Origin of the sequence: Heyndrickxia oleronia, assembly GCF_017809215.1 — a bacterium.
In the GTDB taxonomy this organism is placed as follows: Bacteria; Bacillota; Bacilli; order Bacillales; family Bacillaceae_C; genus Heyndrickxia; species Heyndrickxia oleronia.
Genome location: NZ_CP065424.1, coordinates 49453 through 65015 on the forward strand (window position 1 = coordinate 49453; position 15563 = coordinate 65015).

Here is a 15563-nt window from a genome sequence, read left to right on the forward strand (position 1 = left end):
TATCTGTATAATACAATTATAATATAGGTGGTTTATAATATAAGACGAATAATGTTACAAAAATGTTTCACTATTTTGGAGGAAAAATGAAAATAAAAGAAATTATCGTTGTAGAGGGTAGAGATGATACCACGGCCATTAAAAGAGCCGTTGATGCAGATACAATTGAAACAAATGGGTCCGCCGTTTCAAAGGAAACAATTGAAAAGGTTCAACTAGCTCAGGACACAAGAGGGGTCATTATTTTTACAGATCCTGATTTTCCAGGTGAGAAGATTAGAAAAATCGTATCTGATCATGTGCCAGGTTGTAAGCATGCCTTCATTAAAAAAAAGGATGCAAGACCAACGTCTGGCAGGGGAATTGGTGTTGAACATGCTAGTCCAGATGCTATTCGCGAGGCATTAAAGGATGCTCATACGATGGAAGAGGATATTATAGAGGTGATTACGAAGGAAGATTTGATTACTGCCGGGTTAATAGGCTTCCCTCAATCAAAGGCTAGAAGAGAACGCTTAGGTGAACTATTGAAAATAGGATATACAAATGGAAAGCAGCTTCATAAGCGATTAATGATGTTTCAAATTAGTAAAGAGGATTTTGCTTCTGCAATTGAAAAAGTCCTACAGGAGGAAAAGAATGCATAAAGATATTGCTACCCCGATGAGAACAAAGGAAATATTAAAAAAATATGGATTTTCGTTTAAAAAAAGCTTAGGTCAGAACTTTTTAATTGACCCTAATATATTAAGAAATATTACAGAAAGTGCTGGTTTAACCAAGGAGACTGGCTCCATAGAAATCGGACCTGGTATTGGAGCGTTGACAGAGCATTTAGCCAGAAGCAGCAAAAAGGTATTAGCGTTTGAAATAGACCAACGTTTACTTCCGATATTGGAGGACACATTATCCCCATACGATAATGTAAAAGTTGTTCATCAAGATATTTTAAAGGCAGATGTACAAGGACTAATAGAAACAGAATTTAAAGATATTAAGGATATTATGGTTGTTGCCAATCTTCCGTATTACGTAACAACACCGATTATTACCCAGCTTTTAACAAAAAGGCTTCCTCTTAGGGGAATTGTTGTTATGCTCCAAAAGGAAGTAGCTGATCGAATAAGTGCGAAACCTGGCACAAAAGAATATGGTTCCTTGTCGATTGCTATTCAATATTATACGAAAGCAGAAACTGTAATGGTAGTTCCTAAAACGGTATTTATGCCACAGCCAAATGTAGATTCTGCAGTTATACGCTTAACATTACATGATGAACCGATTGTTAACGTTGATAATGAAGAGTTTTTCTTCCAAGTAACACGTGCTTCCTTTGCACAAAGGAGGAAAACACTTTTAAATAATCTTACAAGTCAGCTGCCAAACGGCAAAGGGGTTAAAGAGGAAATTCTTGAGGCATTAGATCAAATTGGAATTGATCCTGGCAGAAGAGGCGAGACACTTTCTATTGAAGAGTTCGCCGCACTAAGTAATGCACTATATCCTATTATAAATAAATAAATACCTTTAAAAGGGGGCTATTAGTAGAATTTAACAGTTAGAATTTTACTGATAGTCCCCTTTCACCTATTCTATGTGTGATGCATAGCCTAATGTTAGAACTAAAAAGACTATTTGCTTTACATTGGAGTTGAAAACTCATGGGTGTAAAAATCAATTCAATCGTGGGAAGAAAATCATATCAATGTGATCTTTTATTTAGAGTGATTGATATTATTAATAAAGATGGCAAGGAAACAGCTATTTTATATGGTGAGGACTATCGATTAATCGCAGATGCTCCCTTTGAAGACTTAGTGATGATCGACTCTGAGGAAAGGTCGAAGATTTCTAGGGAATTTCGTTCACTAGAAGCGCAATCCTTTGAACTATTCCAACAAGATATTGATTTATTACGACATAGACATGAATACAATGCAACAAATGGATATAATCAAGATTTTAGCTATTTTCATATTCCAGGACGTGTTTTACATCTTGATGGGGATCCTAATTACCTAAAAAAATGTATCGATCTTTATGAAAAAATAGGAATAAAAGTTTATGGAATCCACTGTTATGAAAAGGATATGCCAAATCAAATCGGGCCATTAATTGATAAGTATCGGCCGGATATTTTAGTGATAACAGGACATGATTCCTATTCGAAATCAAAGGGGAAAAAGGCAGATATAAACGCATATAGACATTCTAAATATTTCGTTAAAACGGTGATTGAAGCAAGAAAAAAGGTACCCCATTTGGATCAATTAATTATTTTTGCAGGAGCATGCCAATCTCATTTTGAATCGTTAATTCAAGTGGGGGCTAATTTTGCAAGCTCCCCACTAAGAGTTAATATTCATGCTCTTGATCCTGTTTATATAGTAGCTAAAATTAGTTATACATCCTTTATGGAACCAATAAATGTGTGGGATGTTTTACGTAATACATTAACTGGTGAAAAGGGGTTGGGAGGAATTGAGACAAAAGGAGTCTTGCGCACGGGAATGCCATATAAGCCTGTCATGGAAGAATAGTAGGAGAAGGCTTCTAATGAATATTCATTAGAGCTTTTTTCTTATGAAAAAATATTAAATTTAATGCAGCTATCAAAGTTAATGAGTAGCCCCCTCTAATCATCTGCAAACGAACCTCATTTTTTTCTACGATAAATCAACATGACTCGAGCCTCTTCGATTTATTATATTTCATTTGAATAATGCGGAATTATACAAGGTAGACAAGGACTCTACGCCTTATTTATTAAGCAATTTTTAAATAATATACTTTATCTACATATTATTCAGTTTGTTGGTAAAACTAAATTTGTAAAAAAAACGGTCATTTTGTTGAATGAAAAGTATTGACAGTACATTCCTTTGACTGATAAAATAAATAATTTATATTTGACCTTTTTTACATATTGTGCTATACTAATACATAGTGAGGTGGAGCGAAATGCCAAAGACATTAACTGACATTAAGAGATCCCTTGATTCAAATCTTGGAAAAAGATTAATGTTGAAAGCTAATGGTGGACGAAGAAAAACCATTGAACGTTCGGGTATTTTGGCAGAAACTTATCCATCAGTTTTTGTCATCGAATTAGATCAAGAGGAAAACTCATTTGAACGTGTTTCCTACAGCTATGCAGATGTGCTTACTGAAACGGTCCAATTAACCTTCTATGATGAAACAACAGGAAATATAGTATTAGGGCAGCAGTAGACAATGCGTTTACTGCTTTTTGTTTTTTTGCCCTTTTATACAGCGTTTATTTAAAATGAAATGAGTCGATAAATAGGCTTTTGCTTGAACATACTATGTATAAGGTATGTTTAAGGAGGTTATTCAAAGTGGGCAGAAGAAAAGGAATTATGTCTAATCAGCTAAAAGAAGAATTAGCTAAGGAATTAGGTTTTTATGATGTCGTTCAGCAAGAAGGATGGGGCGGTATTAAGGCAAAGGATGCTGGAAATATGGTGAAGCGAGCGATAGAAATCGCGCAACAACAGCTTGCCAATAATCGACATTCCTAATGACAGGTTCAAGCTCATGGAATAAAACAATTACATGCCGAAAAGACCGGGGCTATCTCTCGGTCTTTTTTAATATCTCTTAAGATTGAACGGTTCCATTAATCCTGATATCACTGATTATTAGTTTATAGACAATATATTTACAGATACATCTTCCATATATTCATTGATAGTGGTAAAATACAATATTTGTGAAGAGGTTATATGGCAATTATTGTTTGTGGTAAAATAGTACAAACTTATAAGAACAGAGAAAGTACCTTAATATATTTGGAAAGCTTCCGAGCTTAACACCAGAAAGTACTTCAGTCAAAAATCAAATGTCGGATTAAAGTGGGTGAAACTGTTGACGATTTTTATTAAAGCACCGGCGAAAATAAATTTAACCTTAGATGTTTTAAATAAGCGTTCGGACGGATATCATGAAGTCGAAATGATTATGACGACAATCGATCTTTCTGACAGAATCGGATTGTCAGAAACAACAGACGGTGAGATTCGTATCATTTCTCAAAATAGATTTGTTCCAGATGATCAACGTAACTTAGCATTTCAAGCAGCAAAGGTTCTTAAGGAGAAATTCCATATTAACCAAGGTGTTTCAATTACTATTGATAAAATGATCCCGGTTGCTGCTGGTTTAGCTGGTGGAAGTAGTGATGCTGCTGCCACATTACGTGGTTTAAATAAACTTTGGAACTTGGGCTTAACTTTAGATGAAATTGCAGAGATTGGATCGGAAATCGGCTCTGATGTTTCGTTTTGTGTGTATGGTGGAACAGCCTTGGCAAAAGGAAGAGGAGAAAAAATAACTCACTTACCTGCACCGCCTAATTGCTGGGTTATTTTAGCAAAGCCATCCATTGGAGTATCGACGGCAGATGTTTATCGGAATCTAAATTTAGAATCGATCCAACATCCGAATTCCCAAGCGATGATCCAAGCGATTCAACAAGGGAATTATCAATCGGTATGTAAGGAAATCGGGAATGCTTTAGAAAGTGTAACATTGAAAATGCATCCAGAGGTACAACATATTAAAGAGCAAATGTTTAGGTTCGGTGCTGACGCTGTCCTAATGAGTGGGAGTGGACCAACTGTATTTGGTCTTGTTCAATACGATTCGCGCCTTCAACGAATATACAATGGCCTTAGAGGATTTTGTGATCAGGTTTTTGCAGTTCGAATGTTAGGTGACCGTTTTACTAAATAGAGGATTATTTTGAAAAGCAACGAACAATGTGTAAATTGAATGGTGCATCACCGCTTTTCCATATAGTTAATAGTTAGTTTTAGACTAATGGACATAATCCGTACATTGGTGATATATTATTAATAATTATTCGGGAATTTATGTAAAGGGGGGTGTAATATGAAGTTTCGTCGTAGTGAAAGATTAATTGATATGACACATTATTTACTTGAGCGCCCAAAGGAGCTAGTGTCGTTAACTTTCTTTTCTGAAAGATATGAGTCAGCGAAATCATCCATTAGCGAAGATTTAGCAATCATAAAGGAAACCTTTGAAAGGCAGGGAATAGGGACGCTTCAGACCATTCCCGGTGCAGCAGGTGGAGTAAAGTATATATCTCATATGAAAGAGGAAGCTGCTAGGGGAATAATTGCAGAGCTTTGCCAATTAATTGCAGACCCCGAAAGACTTCTGCCTGGCGGTTATTTATACTTAACTGATTTGATAGGAAACCCTCAAATCGTAAGTAAAGTTGGAAAGTTACTTGCTTCGTCATTTGCGAATAAAGATATAGATGTTATTATGACAGTAGCAACCAAAGGGATTCCTATTGCACATGCAGCCGCGTCTTATTTAAATGTACCTGTCGTCATCGTTAGAAGAGATAGTAAAGTAACTGAAGGCTCAACAGTTAGTATTAATTATGTTTCTGGATCCTCGAAAAGAATTCAGACGATGGTTCTTTCTAAAAGAAGCTTAAATGAGGGAGCAAGGGTTCTCATTGTTGATGACTTTATGAAAGCTGGGGGGACTGTTAATGGTATGGTGAATCTTTTAGAAGAGTTTAATGCTACATTAGCAGGGATTGCCGTTCTATTAGAGTCTGAGGAAGCAGAAGAAAGATTAGTGGATGATTATGTATCATTGGTTAAACTAATGGATGTAGATGTGAAAGAGAAAAAGATCAGAGTGGTAGAGGGAAATTACTTTTTACAATCCAAGGGGGATATTTAATGAGAGTCGTATCTACAAAAAAAGCGCCGGCAGCAATCGGACCATATTCACAAGGAATTGTCGTAAATAATGTTTTTTATAGTTCTGGTCAAATCCCTTTAACTGAAGAAGGGACACTTATTTCTGATGATATAAAAGAACAAACACATCAAGTATTTAAAAATATTAAAGCTGTATTACATGAAGCAGGCGCCTCTTTAGAGACAGTTGTGAAAGCCACCGTATTTATAAAAAATATGGATGATTTTTCAATTATTAATGAAATTTATGGAGAATATTTTTCTGAGCATAAGCCAGCAAGATCCTGTGTAGAAGTATCCAGACTTCCTAAGGACGTTCAAATAGAAATAGAGGTTATTGCATTAGTTAAATAAGCATTTAAAAGACTGTCACTTGATAGTCTTTTTTTTGTACTGCACTCCAACATTTTCTATTTAGGTAAAGCCTTAACTAATAATAAAAAAGTTGAAGACTGTCACCCTCCTTCATTTCTTTAGGGCTACGAAATTTTATAAGAATAGCTAAAGGGGATTTATTAAGTGTAAAGTTCGACAGTAGGGCTTTTACATAACAACAACTATAGGAAAACAGCATTATTTTTGTGATAAGAATATAGTAAAGTGATTTCTTTCAAAATAAGCCTGTTTTTGGTTCCAACTTTCTCTTATGTATACACCTGAGTAGGAGAGTATTACTGCAAAAGTTTTAAAAATACGTATATTTTGATTTCTGTTGGTAAATAAATGATTAATATATGATTTGATTTACTAAGAAATACAAGAGTCCTATTAATTATTTAAAAAATTTTACAATTTAAGAAGGAATATATCAAAATCTGTTGAATACTTTAACTAGATTCTATCTATGCAAAAAGGTGGTGAATAGGATGGAAGTAACAGATGTAAGATTACGCCGTGTTAATACAGAGGGGCGAATGAGAGCGATTGCTTCTATTACATTGGATAATGAATTTGTTGTTCACGATATCCGAGTAATTGATGGGAATAATGGATTATTTGTCGCAATGCCAAGTAAACGCACTCCAGATGGAGAGTTTAGAGATATTGCTCATCCAATTAATTCCAATACTAGAAGCAAAATTCAAGAATCTGTATTGGCGGAGTATCACCGATTAGGAGAGTTAGAGGAAGTCGAGTTTGAAGAAGCCGGAGCTTCCTAATAGAATAAAAGCAGCAAGAGCCTACTCCAAGAAGTAAGGCTCTTTTTTTCGGCTCTTTTTCTCAAAAATTATTTTTATTTAGTTAAAGTTTGAATTTATAAAATAGATTAAAGCCCCCTTCATTTCCACTTCATAAGAACCATTGAAGCGCGTTTATAGGTGTTACAGCGGGTAAGTAGGGATTTTATAAAAGCAAAATCTTTCGAAAACCTACCTTTTTTATACATACATGACGGTTATATGAAATAAGAAAATATTCACATATAGTTGACAAATCTATGTATATCTTCAGCTTACCTTGAAATCATACGTAAATTACGTTATATTTTGTTATGGATAAAAAGGTTTATTGGGGGACCAAATATGACTAATCGATTTGCTGTTGTTTTAGCTGCAGGCCAAGGAACTCGCATGAAGTCAAAGCTTTATAAGGTACTTCATCCTGTATGTGGAAAGCCAATGGTTGAACATGTAGTCGATCAAATTGGGAAACTACATGTCAATAAAATGGTGACAATTATCGGTCACGGAGCTGAATTAGTAAAAGCTAAATTAGATGGGAAAACATCTTTTGCGTTACAAGAACAACAACTTGGAACGGCTCACGCGGTGATGCAAGCCGATAGTGAATTGGCCAATGAAAAGGGAGTTACACTGGTAGTATGTGGTGATACACCTCTGATTCAAGCTGAGACAATGGAAGCGCTAATGAAACATCATGTCGAACAAAAGGCAAAGGCAACTATTTTAACAGCATACACAGATCAACCAGAAGGATACGGGCGTATCATTCGAAATGATGAAGGATTTGTTGAGAGAATCGTTGAACATAAAGATGCGACTGAAGAAGAAAGAACGATAAACGAAATAAATACAGGCGTATTCTGTTTTGACAATAAAGAATTATTTAAAGCATTAAAGCAAGTCTCTAATGATAATGCACAAGGTGAATATTATTTACCAGACGTTATTGAAATATTAAAAGCACAAGGTGAAGTAATTTCAGCCTATCAAACAAAAGATATGGATGAAACATTAGGCGTGAATGATCGAATTGCACTTTCGAAAGCAGAAAAGATAATGAGAAAGCGCATTAATGAACACCATATGAGAAATGGTGTTTCCCTTATTGACCCGGAACAAACCTATATTGAAACGGATGTAGTAATTGGGGAAGATACAGTTATTTATCCTGGTGTATTTATTTCAGGAGAGACCCAAATTGGCGAAGATTGTATTATAGGCCCAAATTCAGAAATTAAAGACTGCGTAATTGGTCATCAAACTACTATACGACAATCGGTCACGCATAATAGCTTGATTGGGTCAAAAGTTCAAGTTGGTCCATTCGCACATATTCGACCAGATTCAAAAATTGAAGATGAAGTGAAGATTGGTAATTTCGTGGAAATTAAGAAGACCCATTTCGGTAAAGGAAGTAAGGCATCTCACTTAAGTTATATTGGAGATGCAGAAGTTGGATCTAATGTAAATATTGGATGTGGCTCTATTACTGTGAACTATGATGGGAAAAATAAATATTTAACTAAAATAGAAGATGATGTGTTCATAGGATGTAATTCTAATTTAGTAGCCCCTGTGACAATTGGAAAAAGTGCTTATATAGCAGCAGGCTCTACGATTACAGAGGACGTTCCAGGCGAAGCATTATCTATTGCACGTGCACGACAAGTGAATAAAGAAAACTATGTAAATAAACTAAAACACAATCAATAATTGGAGGTCCATCATGTCGAACCAGTATCTCGATCCTAACTTGAAAATATTTAGTCTAAATTCAAACCATAAATTAGCAGAAGAAATTGCAAAAGTTGTTGGAGTAGAACTTGGAAAATGCTCTGTTACAAGATTTAGTGACGGGGAAATTCAAATCAATATTGAAGAAAGTATTCGTGGGTGTGATGTATATGTGGTACAACCAACGAGTGCTCCTGTTAATGAAAGCTTGATGGAACTTCTAATCATGATTGACGCACTAAAACGTGCATCTGCTAAAACGATTAATATTGTTATGCCGTATTATGGATATGCACGACAAGATCGTAAAGCAAGAGCAAGGGAACCTATTACTGCGAAGTTAGTAGCAAACTTAATTGAAACTGCTGGAGCAACAAGAGTAATTACATTAGATTTACATGCTCCACAAATTCAAGGATTTTTTGATATTCCAATTGATCACTTAATGGGTGTACCTATTTTAGCTGATTACTTTAAAAAGAAGAACTTTAATGATGAAATTGTGATTGTTTCCCCAGATCATGGCGGTGTGACACGTGCGCGTAAAATGGCAGAACGTCTAAAGGCACCTATTGCCATTATTGACAAACGTCGACCAAGACCAAATGTTGCTGAGGTTATGAATATAGTTGGGAATATCGAAGGGAAAATCGCTATTTTAATTGATGATATTATTGATACTGCTGGAACCATTACTTTAGCTGCTAATGCTTTAGTTGAAAATGGGGCAAAAGAGGTATACGCGAGTTGTACTCACCCAGTTCTTTCCGGTCCGGCAATCGAGCGAATTGATAATTCAAAAATTAAAGAACTTGTTGTGACCAATTCTATCGCTTTAGCTGAAGAGAAAAAATCTGACAAAGTGGTAGAGCTTTCGATCGCACCTTTACTTGGAGAAGCAATTATCCGAGTTCATGAGGAGCTATCAGTAAGTACATTATTTGATTGATAAATTTTGAAAAGGGACTTTTAAACGGTCTCTTTTTTTTGTCCTTGTACCTCTTTGATTAAGGCTGTTTTCGTATAGTTTTTGTTTTTGTTTTTGTAAGAGCCCAACTGCCGGCTTTTACACCTAATAATGATTAAATCAGTCCTTATGAAGATTGCAGCTCTTTCTCAGAGAAATGAAGAGTGTAGTGGTCTTCAGCCGATAGTTATTAGTTAAAACTTGTCTCAAATAGTGAACAATGCTTGAGAAAAGAACCTTGATTAATGTTTAGATCTCCTTCGATTTGGGGAATGATAAATTAGAGACTCTTTACATATATCTAAGGAGGTAATGGGATATGGCAACAACTCTAAATGCCAAAAAACGTGAGACAAAACAACATTCTGAATTAAAAAAACTTAGAGATTTAGGTAACATACCTGGAGTGATCTATGGATATAAGACGGAAAATAAATCTATTTTTGTAAGTGGAATTGACTTTTTAAAGGTAATAAAAGAAGTGGGGAGAAACGGTGTTATCTCTCTTAATGTGGATGGAGACAAACAAAATGTTGTTTTAAGTGAATTTCAGGAAGATAGCCTTAAAAAGGAACTTCTTCATATCGATTTTAAAGCTGTGGACCTATCAGCTGAAATGGAAGCAGATGTGAAGGTTGAATTAGTAGGAGATAGTATAGGTGTAAAAGATGGTGGTGTTTTACAACAAGCAGTACATGAATTAACGGTGTCTGCAAAACCTAATGATATACCAGATGTTATACAAGTCGATGTTTCCTCTCTCCAAGTTGGTGATACATTAACCGTTTCAGAGATAAGGAATAAATTCTCTTATCAAATTATGCAAGAGGATGAACTAACCATCGCTTCTATATTGGCTCCTCGACAAGAGGAGGAAATTAGTACCGGAGAAGAACAAGAACCTGGAATGCCTGATAATGTAGAAGGAAGAGAAACAAGTCCAGAAGGCGAATAAATCATGTAGACGTAACCAAGGGGTTGCGTCTTTTTAAACTTTAGACACTTTCCTTTATACAAACATCGTATAATAGTATAAGGAATGAATTTGTAAGTGTAATGTTACTTATTTAACATACAGGTGTTACCTATTTATGTGGTATAGTAAAATTGAGGTGTAATTAATGAAATTAATTGTTGGCTTAGGAAATCCAGGTTCTCAATTTGATCGAACTAGACATAATATTGGCTTTGAGGTTATTGATGAACTGGCTAAACGTTATCAAACTTCTTTGAATCAAACAAAATTTAAAGGTTTATATACAGTAATTAACAATCTTGGTGAGAAGTTCATTTTATTAAAGCCGCTTACCTATATGAATCTATCCGGTGAAAGTATTCGTCCAATTATGGATTATTATGATATTTCAGTGGATGATCTGGTAGTGATCTTTGATGATTTGGATTTGCCAGTTGGGAAAATTCGTTTACGACAAAAGGGAAGTGCAGGGGGACATAATGGAATAAAGTCCACTATTGCTCATTTAGGAACACAGAACTTTAACCGTATTCGAATAGGAATTGACAGACCTGATCAAGGAATATCTGTCCCGGATTATGTTTTAGGGAAATTTAATAAGGAAGAATGGGAAGAGATGCAAATGATGATCAGAAAAAGTGCTGATGCTTGTGAGGAATGGTTGAAAAAACCATTTCTTGAGGTAATGAATCTTTATAATTAAAAGCCTTTTCTAAGATGATTTTTGTATCTCAATAAGATCTTTATAGCAAAGAAAGAGAGGACTTCACGAAGGACTTTTAATTCAATATCAATGATGAATAACTCCTATTAAACAGGTTAATACTAATAAAAAGCATTGTTTATAAGGAGGCCTCAATATGGCGATTAACTATTTTTGCCGTCATTGTGGTACAAATATTGGAAGTATTGAACGATCATCGATTTATTCAGATCAAATTGGACTTCACACATTGACAAATGAAGAAAGACAGGAAATGGTTTCCTATGAATCAAATGGAGATATTCATATTCATTCTATTTGTGAAGACTGTCAAGAAGCATTAGATAGAAATCCAAACTTGCATGAATATGATTATTTGATTCATTAACCGCTTTGGAGAAAGATCCAAAGCATTTTTCTGTTTGGTCTTTTTAATATACATGATTATGAATTTATTTAATGGAGATATTTTGAGGGGAGGAACTGAAAGCTTGAAGGATTTACAGCAAATTATTTTACAGCAAGATGAGATAGGGTCTGTTATCACGGGAATTGAGGCAGGATTAAAGGAACAGCTTGTAGCGGGATTATCAGGATCCTCTAGGGCGCTATTTATCGCTTCTATTTATCAAAAAGTCCATCAATCCATTATTATTGTGACCTATAATCTTCATCAAGCACAAAAATTATATGATGATTTACAACAATTTATCTCCGATAAATCGCTATATATATATCCGGCAAACGAGTTGATTGCCGCTGAAATTGGAATTGCTAGTCCAGAGTTGAAAGGTCAAAGAATTGAAGCGCTAAACTTTTTGACTTCTAAAGCAAAAGGTGTCTTGATTGTTCCAATGGCTGGCTTACGTAGGATCCTTCCTACACCAAATATTTGGAAAGGCTATCAAATTTCTTTTCAAGTAGGTAATGAAATAGATTTAGAAAATATATTAGTAAACTTAAATACTATGGGGTACAGTCGAAATGAGATGGTGAGTGCTCCTGGAGAGTTTAGTTTGCGTGGTGGAATTTTGGATATTTATCCTTTAACAGAGGCTAATCCAATCCGTATTGAGCTTTTTGATACCGAGATTGACTCCATTCGGACTTTTTCAATTGAAAACCAAAAATCAGTGAAAAAGCTAGATAAAGTAATGATCGGTCCGGCAACAGAGTCCCCTGTAGACCCTGCTCAACTACCAATGATTGCAGATAAACTTGAAAAAGGTTTATCTAAAACATTAAAAAAAGTGAAAAGTGAGGCTTCTAAGGAACGATTAGTTCAAAATATAGGCTATGATTTGGAATTACTTCGAAATGGTCAAAAACCAGAACAATTTTTTAAATACTTATCTTTAGCCTATGAAGCGTCTACCAGTTTGCTAGACTATGTTTCTGGTAAGGGAATATTAATTCTTGATGAATTTAGCCGTATCCAGGAAATAAATGATCAATTAGTTAATGAGGAAGCGGAATGGTTTACCTCTTTATTAGAGGAAGGGCAAATTGTTCATGATATTGAGGTATCCCATAGTTTAACAAAATTATTAGCTCAAACGAATTTATCAAAAATTTATTTTTCTTTATTTTTGAGACATATCCCTAATACGAGTCCACAAAACATTTTAAATATCACTTGTCGACCAATGCAAAACTTCCATGGACAAATGCATGTCTTAAAGGCGGAAATTGTTCGGTGGAAAAAGGGACGTTTTACTGTTGTTTTTCTAGGTAGTGATAAGAATCGTGTCAAAAAACTTCATAGTGTCTTAGAGGACTATGATATTGAGGCAGCAGTAGTTGAAGATCAAGGCAAAATCTTACCCTCTACAATACAGATTATTGAAGGTGGGTTAAATACGGGCTTTGAGCTATCAATGATAAAATTAGCTGTTATTACAGAGGAAGAACTATTTAATAAAAGCACAAAAAAAACAGCTAGACGTCAAAAATTATCAAATGCTGAAAAGATAAAAAGCTATTCGGAGCTTAAAGTTGGAGATTACGTTGTTCATGTAAATCATGGAATAGGGAAGTATTTGGGAATTGAAACATTAATTATTAATGGGGTTCATAAAGACTATCTCCACCTGAGATATCAAGGAAGCGACAAGCTATATGTTCCGGTTGAGCAAATTGAACTTGTTCAAAAATATGTTGGTTCAGAGGGAAAAGAGCCTAAAATTTATAAATTAGGCGGAAGTGATTGGAAGCGGGTTAAGAAGAAAGTACAATCCTCTGTTCAAGATATTGCAGATGATTTAATTAAACTGTATGCAGAAAGGGAAGCCGCAAAAGGGATTGCCTTTTCACCGGATGGTGACCTTCAAAGAGAATTTGAAGCAACATTCCCATACCAGCCGACAGAGGATCAACTGCGCTCTGTACAGGAGATTAAACGGGACATGGAAAGAATTAGACCAATGGATCGATTGCTATGTGGAGATGTTGGCTATGGAAAAACAGAAGTAGCAATTCGTGCAGCATTTAAGGCAATAATGGATGAAAAGCAAGTGGCTTTTTTAGTACCTACAACTATTTTAGCGCAACAGCATTTTGAAACTATTAAAGAGCGCTTTCAGGACTATCCAATTAATATTGGGCTACTCAGTCGCTTTCGGACAAAAAAACAACAAACAGAGACTCTAAAAGGGTTAAAAAGTGGGACGGTAGACATTGTTGTTGGAACGCATCGATTATTATCAAAGGACGTTCAATATCATGATTTAGGGCTGCTTATTATAGACGAGGAACAGCGGTTTGGTGTAAATCATAAAGAAAAGATTAAGCAATTAAAGACAAATGTTGATGTGTTAACATTGACCGCGACACCAATACCTAGGACACTGCATATGTCTATGCTAGGTGTTCGAGATTTATCGGTTATTGAAACACCTCCGGAAAATCGTTTTCCTGTTCAAACCTATGTTATGGAGTACAATGGTCATTTAGTCCGTGAGGCAATAGAGCGTGAATTATCTAGGAACGGACAGGTCTATTTTTTATATAACAGGGTAGAGGATATTGAAAGGAAAGCAGAAGAGATTTCAGCCCTTGTGCCAGATGCCAGGGTAACCTATGCACACGGACAAATGACTGAAAGCGAGCTGGAATCGGTAATTTTAAGTTTTCTAGAAGGGGAATATGATGTCCTTGTGACAACTACTATTATTGAAACAGGAGTAGATATTCCAAATGTAAACACATTGATCGTTTTTGATGCTGATCGAATGGGTTTATCCCAGCTATATCAATTGCGTGGTCGTGTAGGAAGATCTAATCGTGTTGCTTACGCGTATTTCACCTATCGAAAGGATAAGGTACTTACGGAGGTATCTGAAAAACGCCTTCAAGCTATTAAGGAGTTCACCGAGTTAGGTTCTGGATTTAAAATTGCGATGCGGGATTTATCCATTCGTGGAGCGGGAAATATATTAGGTGCTCAGCAACATGGATTTATTGATTCTGTTGGATTCGATCTGTATTCGCAAATGCTTAAAGAAGCAATTGAGGAAAGAAAGGGACAAGGGCAACCAACTGTACCAGCTTTTGAGGTTGAGTTAGAAATTGATGCATATATTCCTGATACGTATATATCTGATGGGCATCAAAAAATTGAAATGTACAAAAGATTTAGAGGTATTACACAGCTTGAGGAAGTAGAGGAATTAAAAGAGGAAATGATGGATCGTTTCGGTGAATACCCGTCACAGGTTGGACTTTTATTTACAGTAGCTGAAATGAAGGTGTATGCACAAGAGGCGATGCTAGAATCAATAAAACAGATAAAGCAGCAAGTAACGATACTAATGTCCGAACAGGGAACACAACAGGTTGATGGTCCAAAGGTGGTCAGTCAATTGAACAAATATGGTCGTGCTGTCGGATTTGGTATGGATGGAAATAAGTTAAAAATTACTTTGAATATAAAAGGTTTGGATCAAGAGAAGTGGCTTTCAGTCGCTTATGAAATTATTAAGGAAGTGAATTCGTCACTTAAAACAAAGGAACATGTTATTTAAACATACTTCTTGAGGCTGTCGAGCTACTCTCGACAGTCTTTTTTATTAGGTAATATTGGTAAATATGATACCGATAAAGGTTTGTAGAGAAGCTTTCTTCTCCACAAGCTGAGGAAAATTATTAAAACATGTTCCCTTTCTGAATATCTAAGGATTAAACATGTTTATTTAGATGGAAAGAAGGGAAATTAAACTATTGAAATGGTTAT

At 35.4% G+C, this 15563-nt stretch carries 15 protein-coding genes; all 15 read left to right on the forward strand.

The genetic code is table 11. The annotated features are described in order from the left end of the window. Nucleotides 1-86 precede the first annotated feature (86 nt). The 15 genes from rnmV (at nt 87) to mfd (ending at nt 15354) form a co-directional block, all read left to right on the forward strand. Nucleotides 87-647 (forward strand): ribonuclease M5, encoded by a 561-nt coding sequence (gene rnmV, locus I5818_RS00245; RefSeq protein WP_078109494.1) that lies wholly within the window; start codon nt 87-89, stop codon nt 645-647. Continuing rightward, the gene (rsmA, locus tag I5818_RS00250) at nt 640-1521 is read left to right on the forward strand and encodes a 16S rRNA (adenine(1518)-N(6)/adenine(1519)-N(6))-dimethyltransferase RsmA (protein WP_078109488.1); all 882 of its coding nucleotides are present in this window, start codon (nt 640-642) and stop codon (nt 1519-1521) included. Before rnmV ends, rsmA begins: the two co-directional genes overlap by 8 nt. A 140-nt stretch (nt 1522-1661) precedes the next feature. Beyond that, nucleotides 1662-2540 (forward strand): sporulation peptidase YabG, encoded by an 879-nt coding sequence (gene yabG, locus I5818_RS00255; protein ID WP_078109487.1) that lies wholly within the window; start codon nt 1662-1664, stop codon nt 2538-2540. A 421-nt stretch (nt 2541-2961) separates the two neighbouring features. Next, nucleotides 2962-3231 (forward strand): biofilm formation stimulator Veg, encoded by a 270-nt coding sequence (gene veg, locus I5818_RS00260; protein WP_071977244.1) that lies wholly within the window; start codon nt 2962-2964, stop codon nt 3229-3231. A gap of 128 nt (nt 3232-3359) precedes the next feature. Continuing rightward, nucleotides 3360-3542: a small, acid-soluble spore protein, alpha/beta type gene (locus tag I5818_RS00265; RefSeq protein ID WP_071977243.1), complete on the forward strand. Its 183-nt coding sequence runs from the start codon at nt 3360-3362 to the stop codon at nt 3540-3542. 346 nt (nt 3543-3888) lie between these two features. Then, on the forward strand, nt 3889-4755 hold the full coding sequence (gene ispE / locus I5818_RS00270) for a 4-(cytidine 5'-diphospho)-2-C-methyl-D-erythritol kinase (protein WP_078109486.1): 867 nt from the start codon (nt 3889-3891) through the stop codon (nt 4753-4755). A 159-nt stretch (nt 4756-4914) separates the two neighbouring features. Then, the gene (purR, locus tag I5818_RS00275; RefSeq protein WP_078109485.1) at nt 4915-5748 is read left to right on the forward strand and encodes a pur operon repressor; all 834 of its coding nucleotides are present in this window, start codon (nt 4915-4917) and stop codon (nt 5746-5748) included. After that, on the forward strand, nt 5748-6122 hold the full coding sequence (locus I5818_RS00280) for a RidA family protein (RefSeq protein ID WP_078109484.1): 375 nt from the start codon (nt 5748-5750) through the stop codon (nt 6120-6122). The genes purR and I5818_RS00280 overlap by 1 nt, the downstream gene beginning before the upstream one ends. A 512-nt stretch (nt 6123-6634) precedes the next feature. After that, on the forward strand, nt 6635-6928 hold the full coding sequence (spoVG, locus tag I5818_RS00285; protein WP_058006092.1) for a septation regulator SpoVG: 294 nt from the start codon (nt 6635-6637) through the stop codon (nt 6926-6928). Nucleotides 6929-7291: 363 nt separating this feature from the next. Beyond that, complete coding sequence (gene glmU, locus I5818_RS00290; RefSeq protein ID WP_078109483.1) at nt 7292-8665, forward strand: bifunctional UDP-N-acetylglucosamine diphosphorylase/glucosamine-1-phosphate N-acetyltransferase GlmU; 1374 nt, start codon at nt 7292-7294, stop codon at nt 8663-8665. 13 nt (nt 8666-8678) lie between these two features. Beyond that, the gene (locus I5818_RS00295) at nt 8679-9635 is read left to right on the forward strand and encodes a ribose-phosphate diphosphokinase (RefSeq protein ID WP_058006090.1); all 957 of its coding nucleotides are present in this window, start codon (nt 8679-8681) and stop codon (nt 9633-9635) included. A gap of 337 nt (nt 9636-9972) precedes the next feature. Then, complete coding sequence (locus I5818_RS00300; RefSeq protein ID WP_078109482.1) at nt 9973-10608, forward strand: 50S ribosomal protein L25/general stress protein Ctc; 636 nt, start codon at nt 9973-9975, stop codon at nt 10606-10608. Nucleotides 10609-10774: 166 nt separating this feature from the next. After that, nucleotides 10775-11332, forward strand: a complete 558-nt coding sequence (gene pth, locus I5818_RS00305; protein ID WP_078109481.1) for an aminoacyl-tRNA hydrolase — start codon at nt 10775-10777, stop codon at nt 11330-11332. 157 nt (nt 11333-11489) lie between these two features. Then, on the forward strand, nt 11490-11720 hold the full coding sequence (locus tag I5818_RS00310) for an anti-sigma-F factor Fin (protein ID WP_058006087.1): 231 nt from the start codon (nt 11490-11492) through the stop codon (nt 11718-11720). A gap of 103 nt (nt 11721-11823) precedes the next feature. Then, complete coding sequence (gene mfd / locus I5818_RS00315) at nt 11824-15354, forward strand: transcription-repair coupling factor (protein WP_139358079.1); 3531 nt, start codon at nt 11824-11826, stop codon at nt 15352-15354. Nucleotides 15355-15563: the final 209 nt, after the last annotated feature.

What these genes read in the sequence shown, in the direction of transcription:
- rnmV (WP_078109494.1), top strand. Translation starts at nt 87, where the DNA reads ATGAAAATAAAAGAAATTATCGTTGTAGAGGGTAGAGATGATACCACG.
- I5818_RS00310 (WP_058006087.1), top strand. Translation starts at nt 11,490, where the DNA reads ATGGCGATTAACTATTTTTGCCGTCATTGTGGTACAAATATTGGAAGT.
- rsmA (WP_078109488.1), top strand. Translation starts at nt 640, where the DNA reads ATGCATAAAGATATTGCTACCCCGATGAGAACAAAGGAAATATTAAAA.
- yabG (WP_078109487.1), top strand. Translation starts at nt 1,662, where the DNA reads ATGGGTGTAAAAATCAATTCAATCGTGGGAAGAAAATCATATCAATGT.
- spoVG (WP_058006092.1), top strand. Translation starts at nt 6,635, where the DNA reads ATGGAAGTAACAGATGTAAGATTACGCCGTGTTAATACAGAGGGGCGA.
- I5818_RS00280 (WP_078109484.1), top strand. Translation starts at nt 5,748, where the DNA reads ATGAGAGTCGTATCTACAAAAAAAGCGCCGGCAGCAATCGGACCATAT.
- purR (WP_078109485.1), top strand. Translation starts at nt 4,915, where the DNA reads ATGAAGTTTCGTCGTAGTGAAAGATTAATTGATATGACACATTATTTA.
- pth (WP_078109481.1), top strand. Translation starts at nt 10,775, where the DNA reads ATGAAATTAATTGTTGGCTTAGGAAATCCAGGTTCTCAATTTGATCGA.
- I5818_RS00300 (WP_078109482.1), top strand. Translation starts at nt 9,973, where the DNA reads ATGGCAACAACTCTAAATGCCAAAAAACGTGAGACAAAACAACATTCT.
- glmU (WP_078109483.1), top strand. Translation starts at nt 7,292, where the DNA reads ATGACTAATCGATTTGCTGTTGTTTTAGCTGCAGGCCAAGGAACTCGC.
- veg (WP_071977244.1), top strand. Translation starts at nt 2,962, where the DNA reads ATGCCAAAGACATTAACTGACATTAAGAGATCCCTTGATTCAAATCTT.
- I5818_RS00295 (WP_058006090.1), top strand. Translation starts at nt 8,679, where the DNA reads ATGTCGAACCAGTATCTCGATCCTAACTTGAAAATATTTAGTCTAAAT.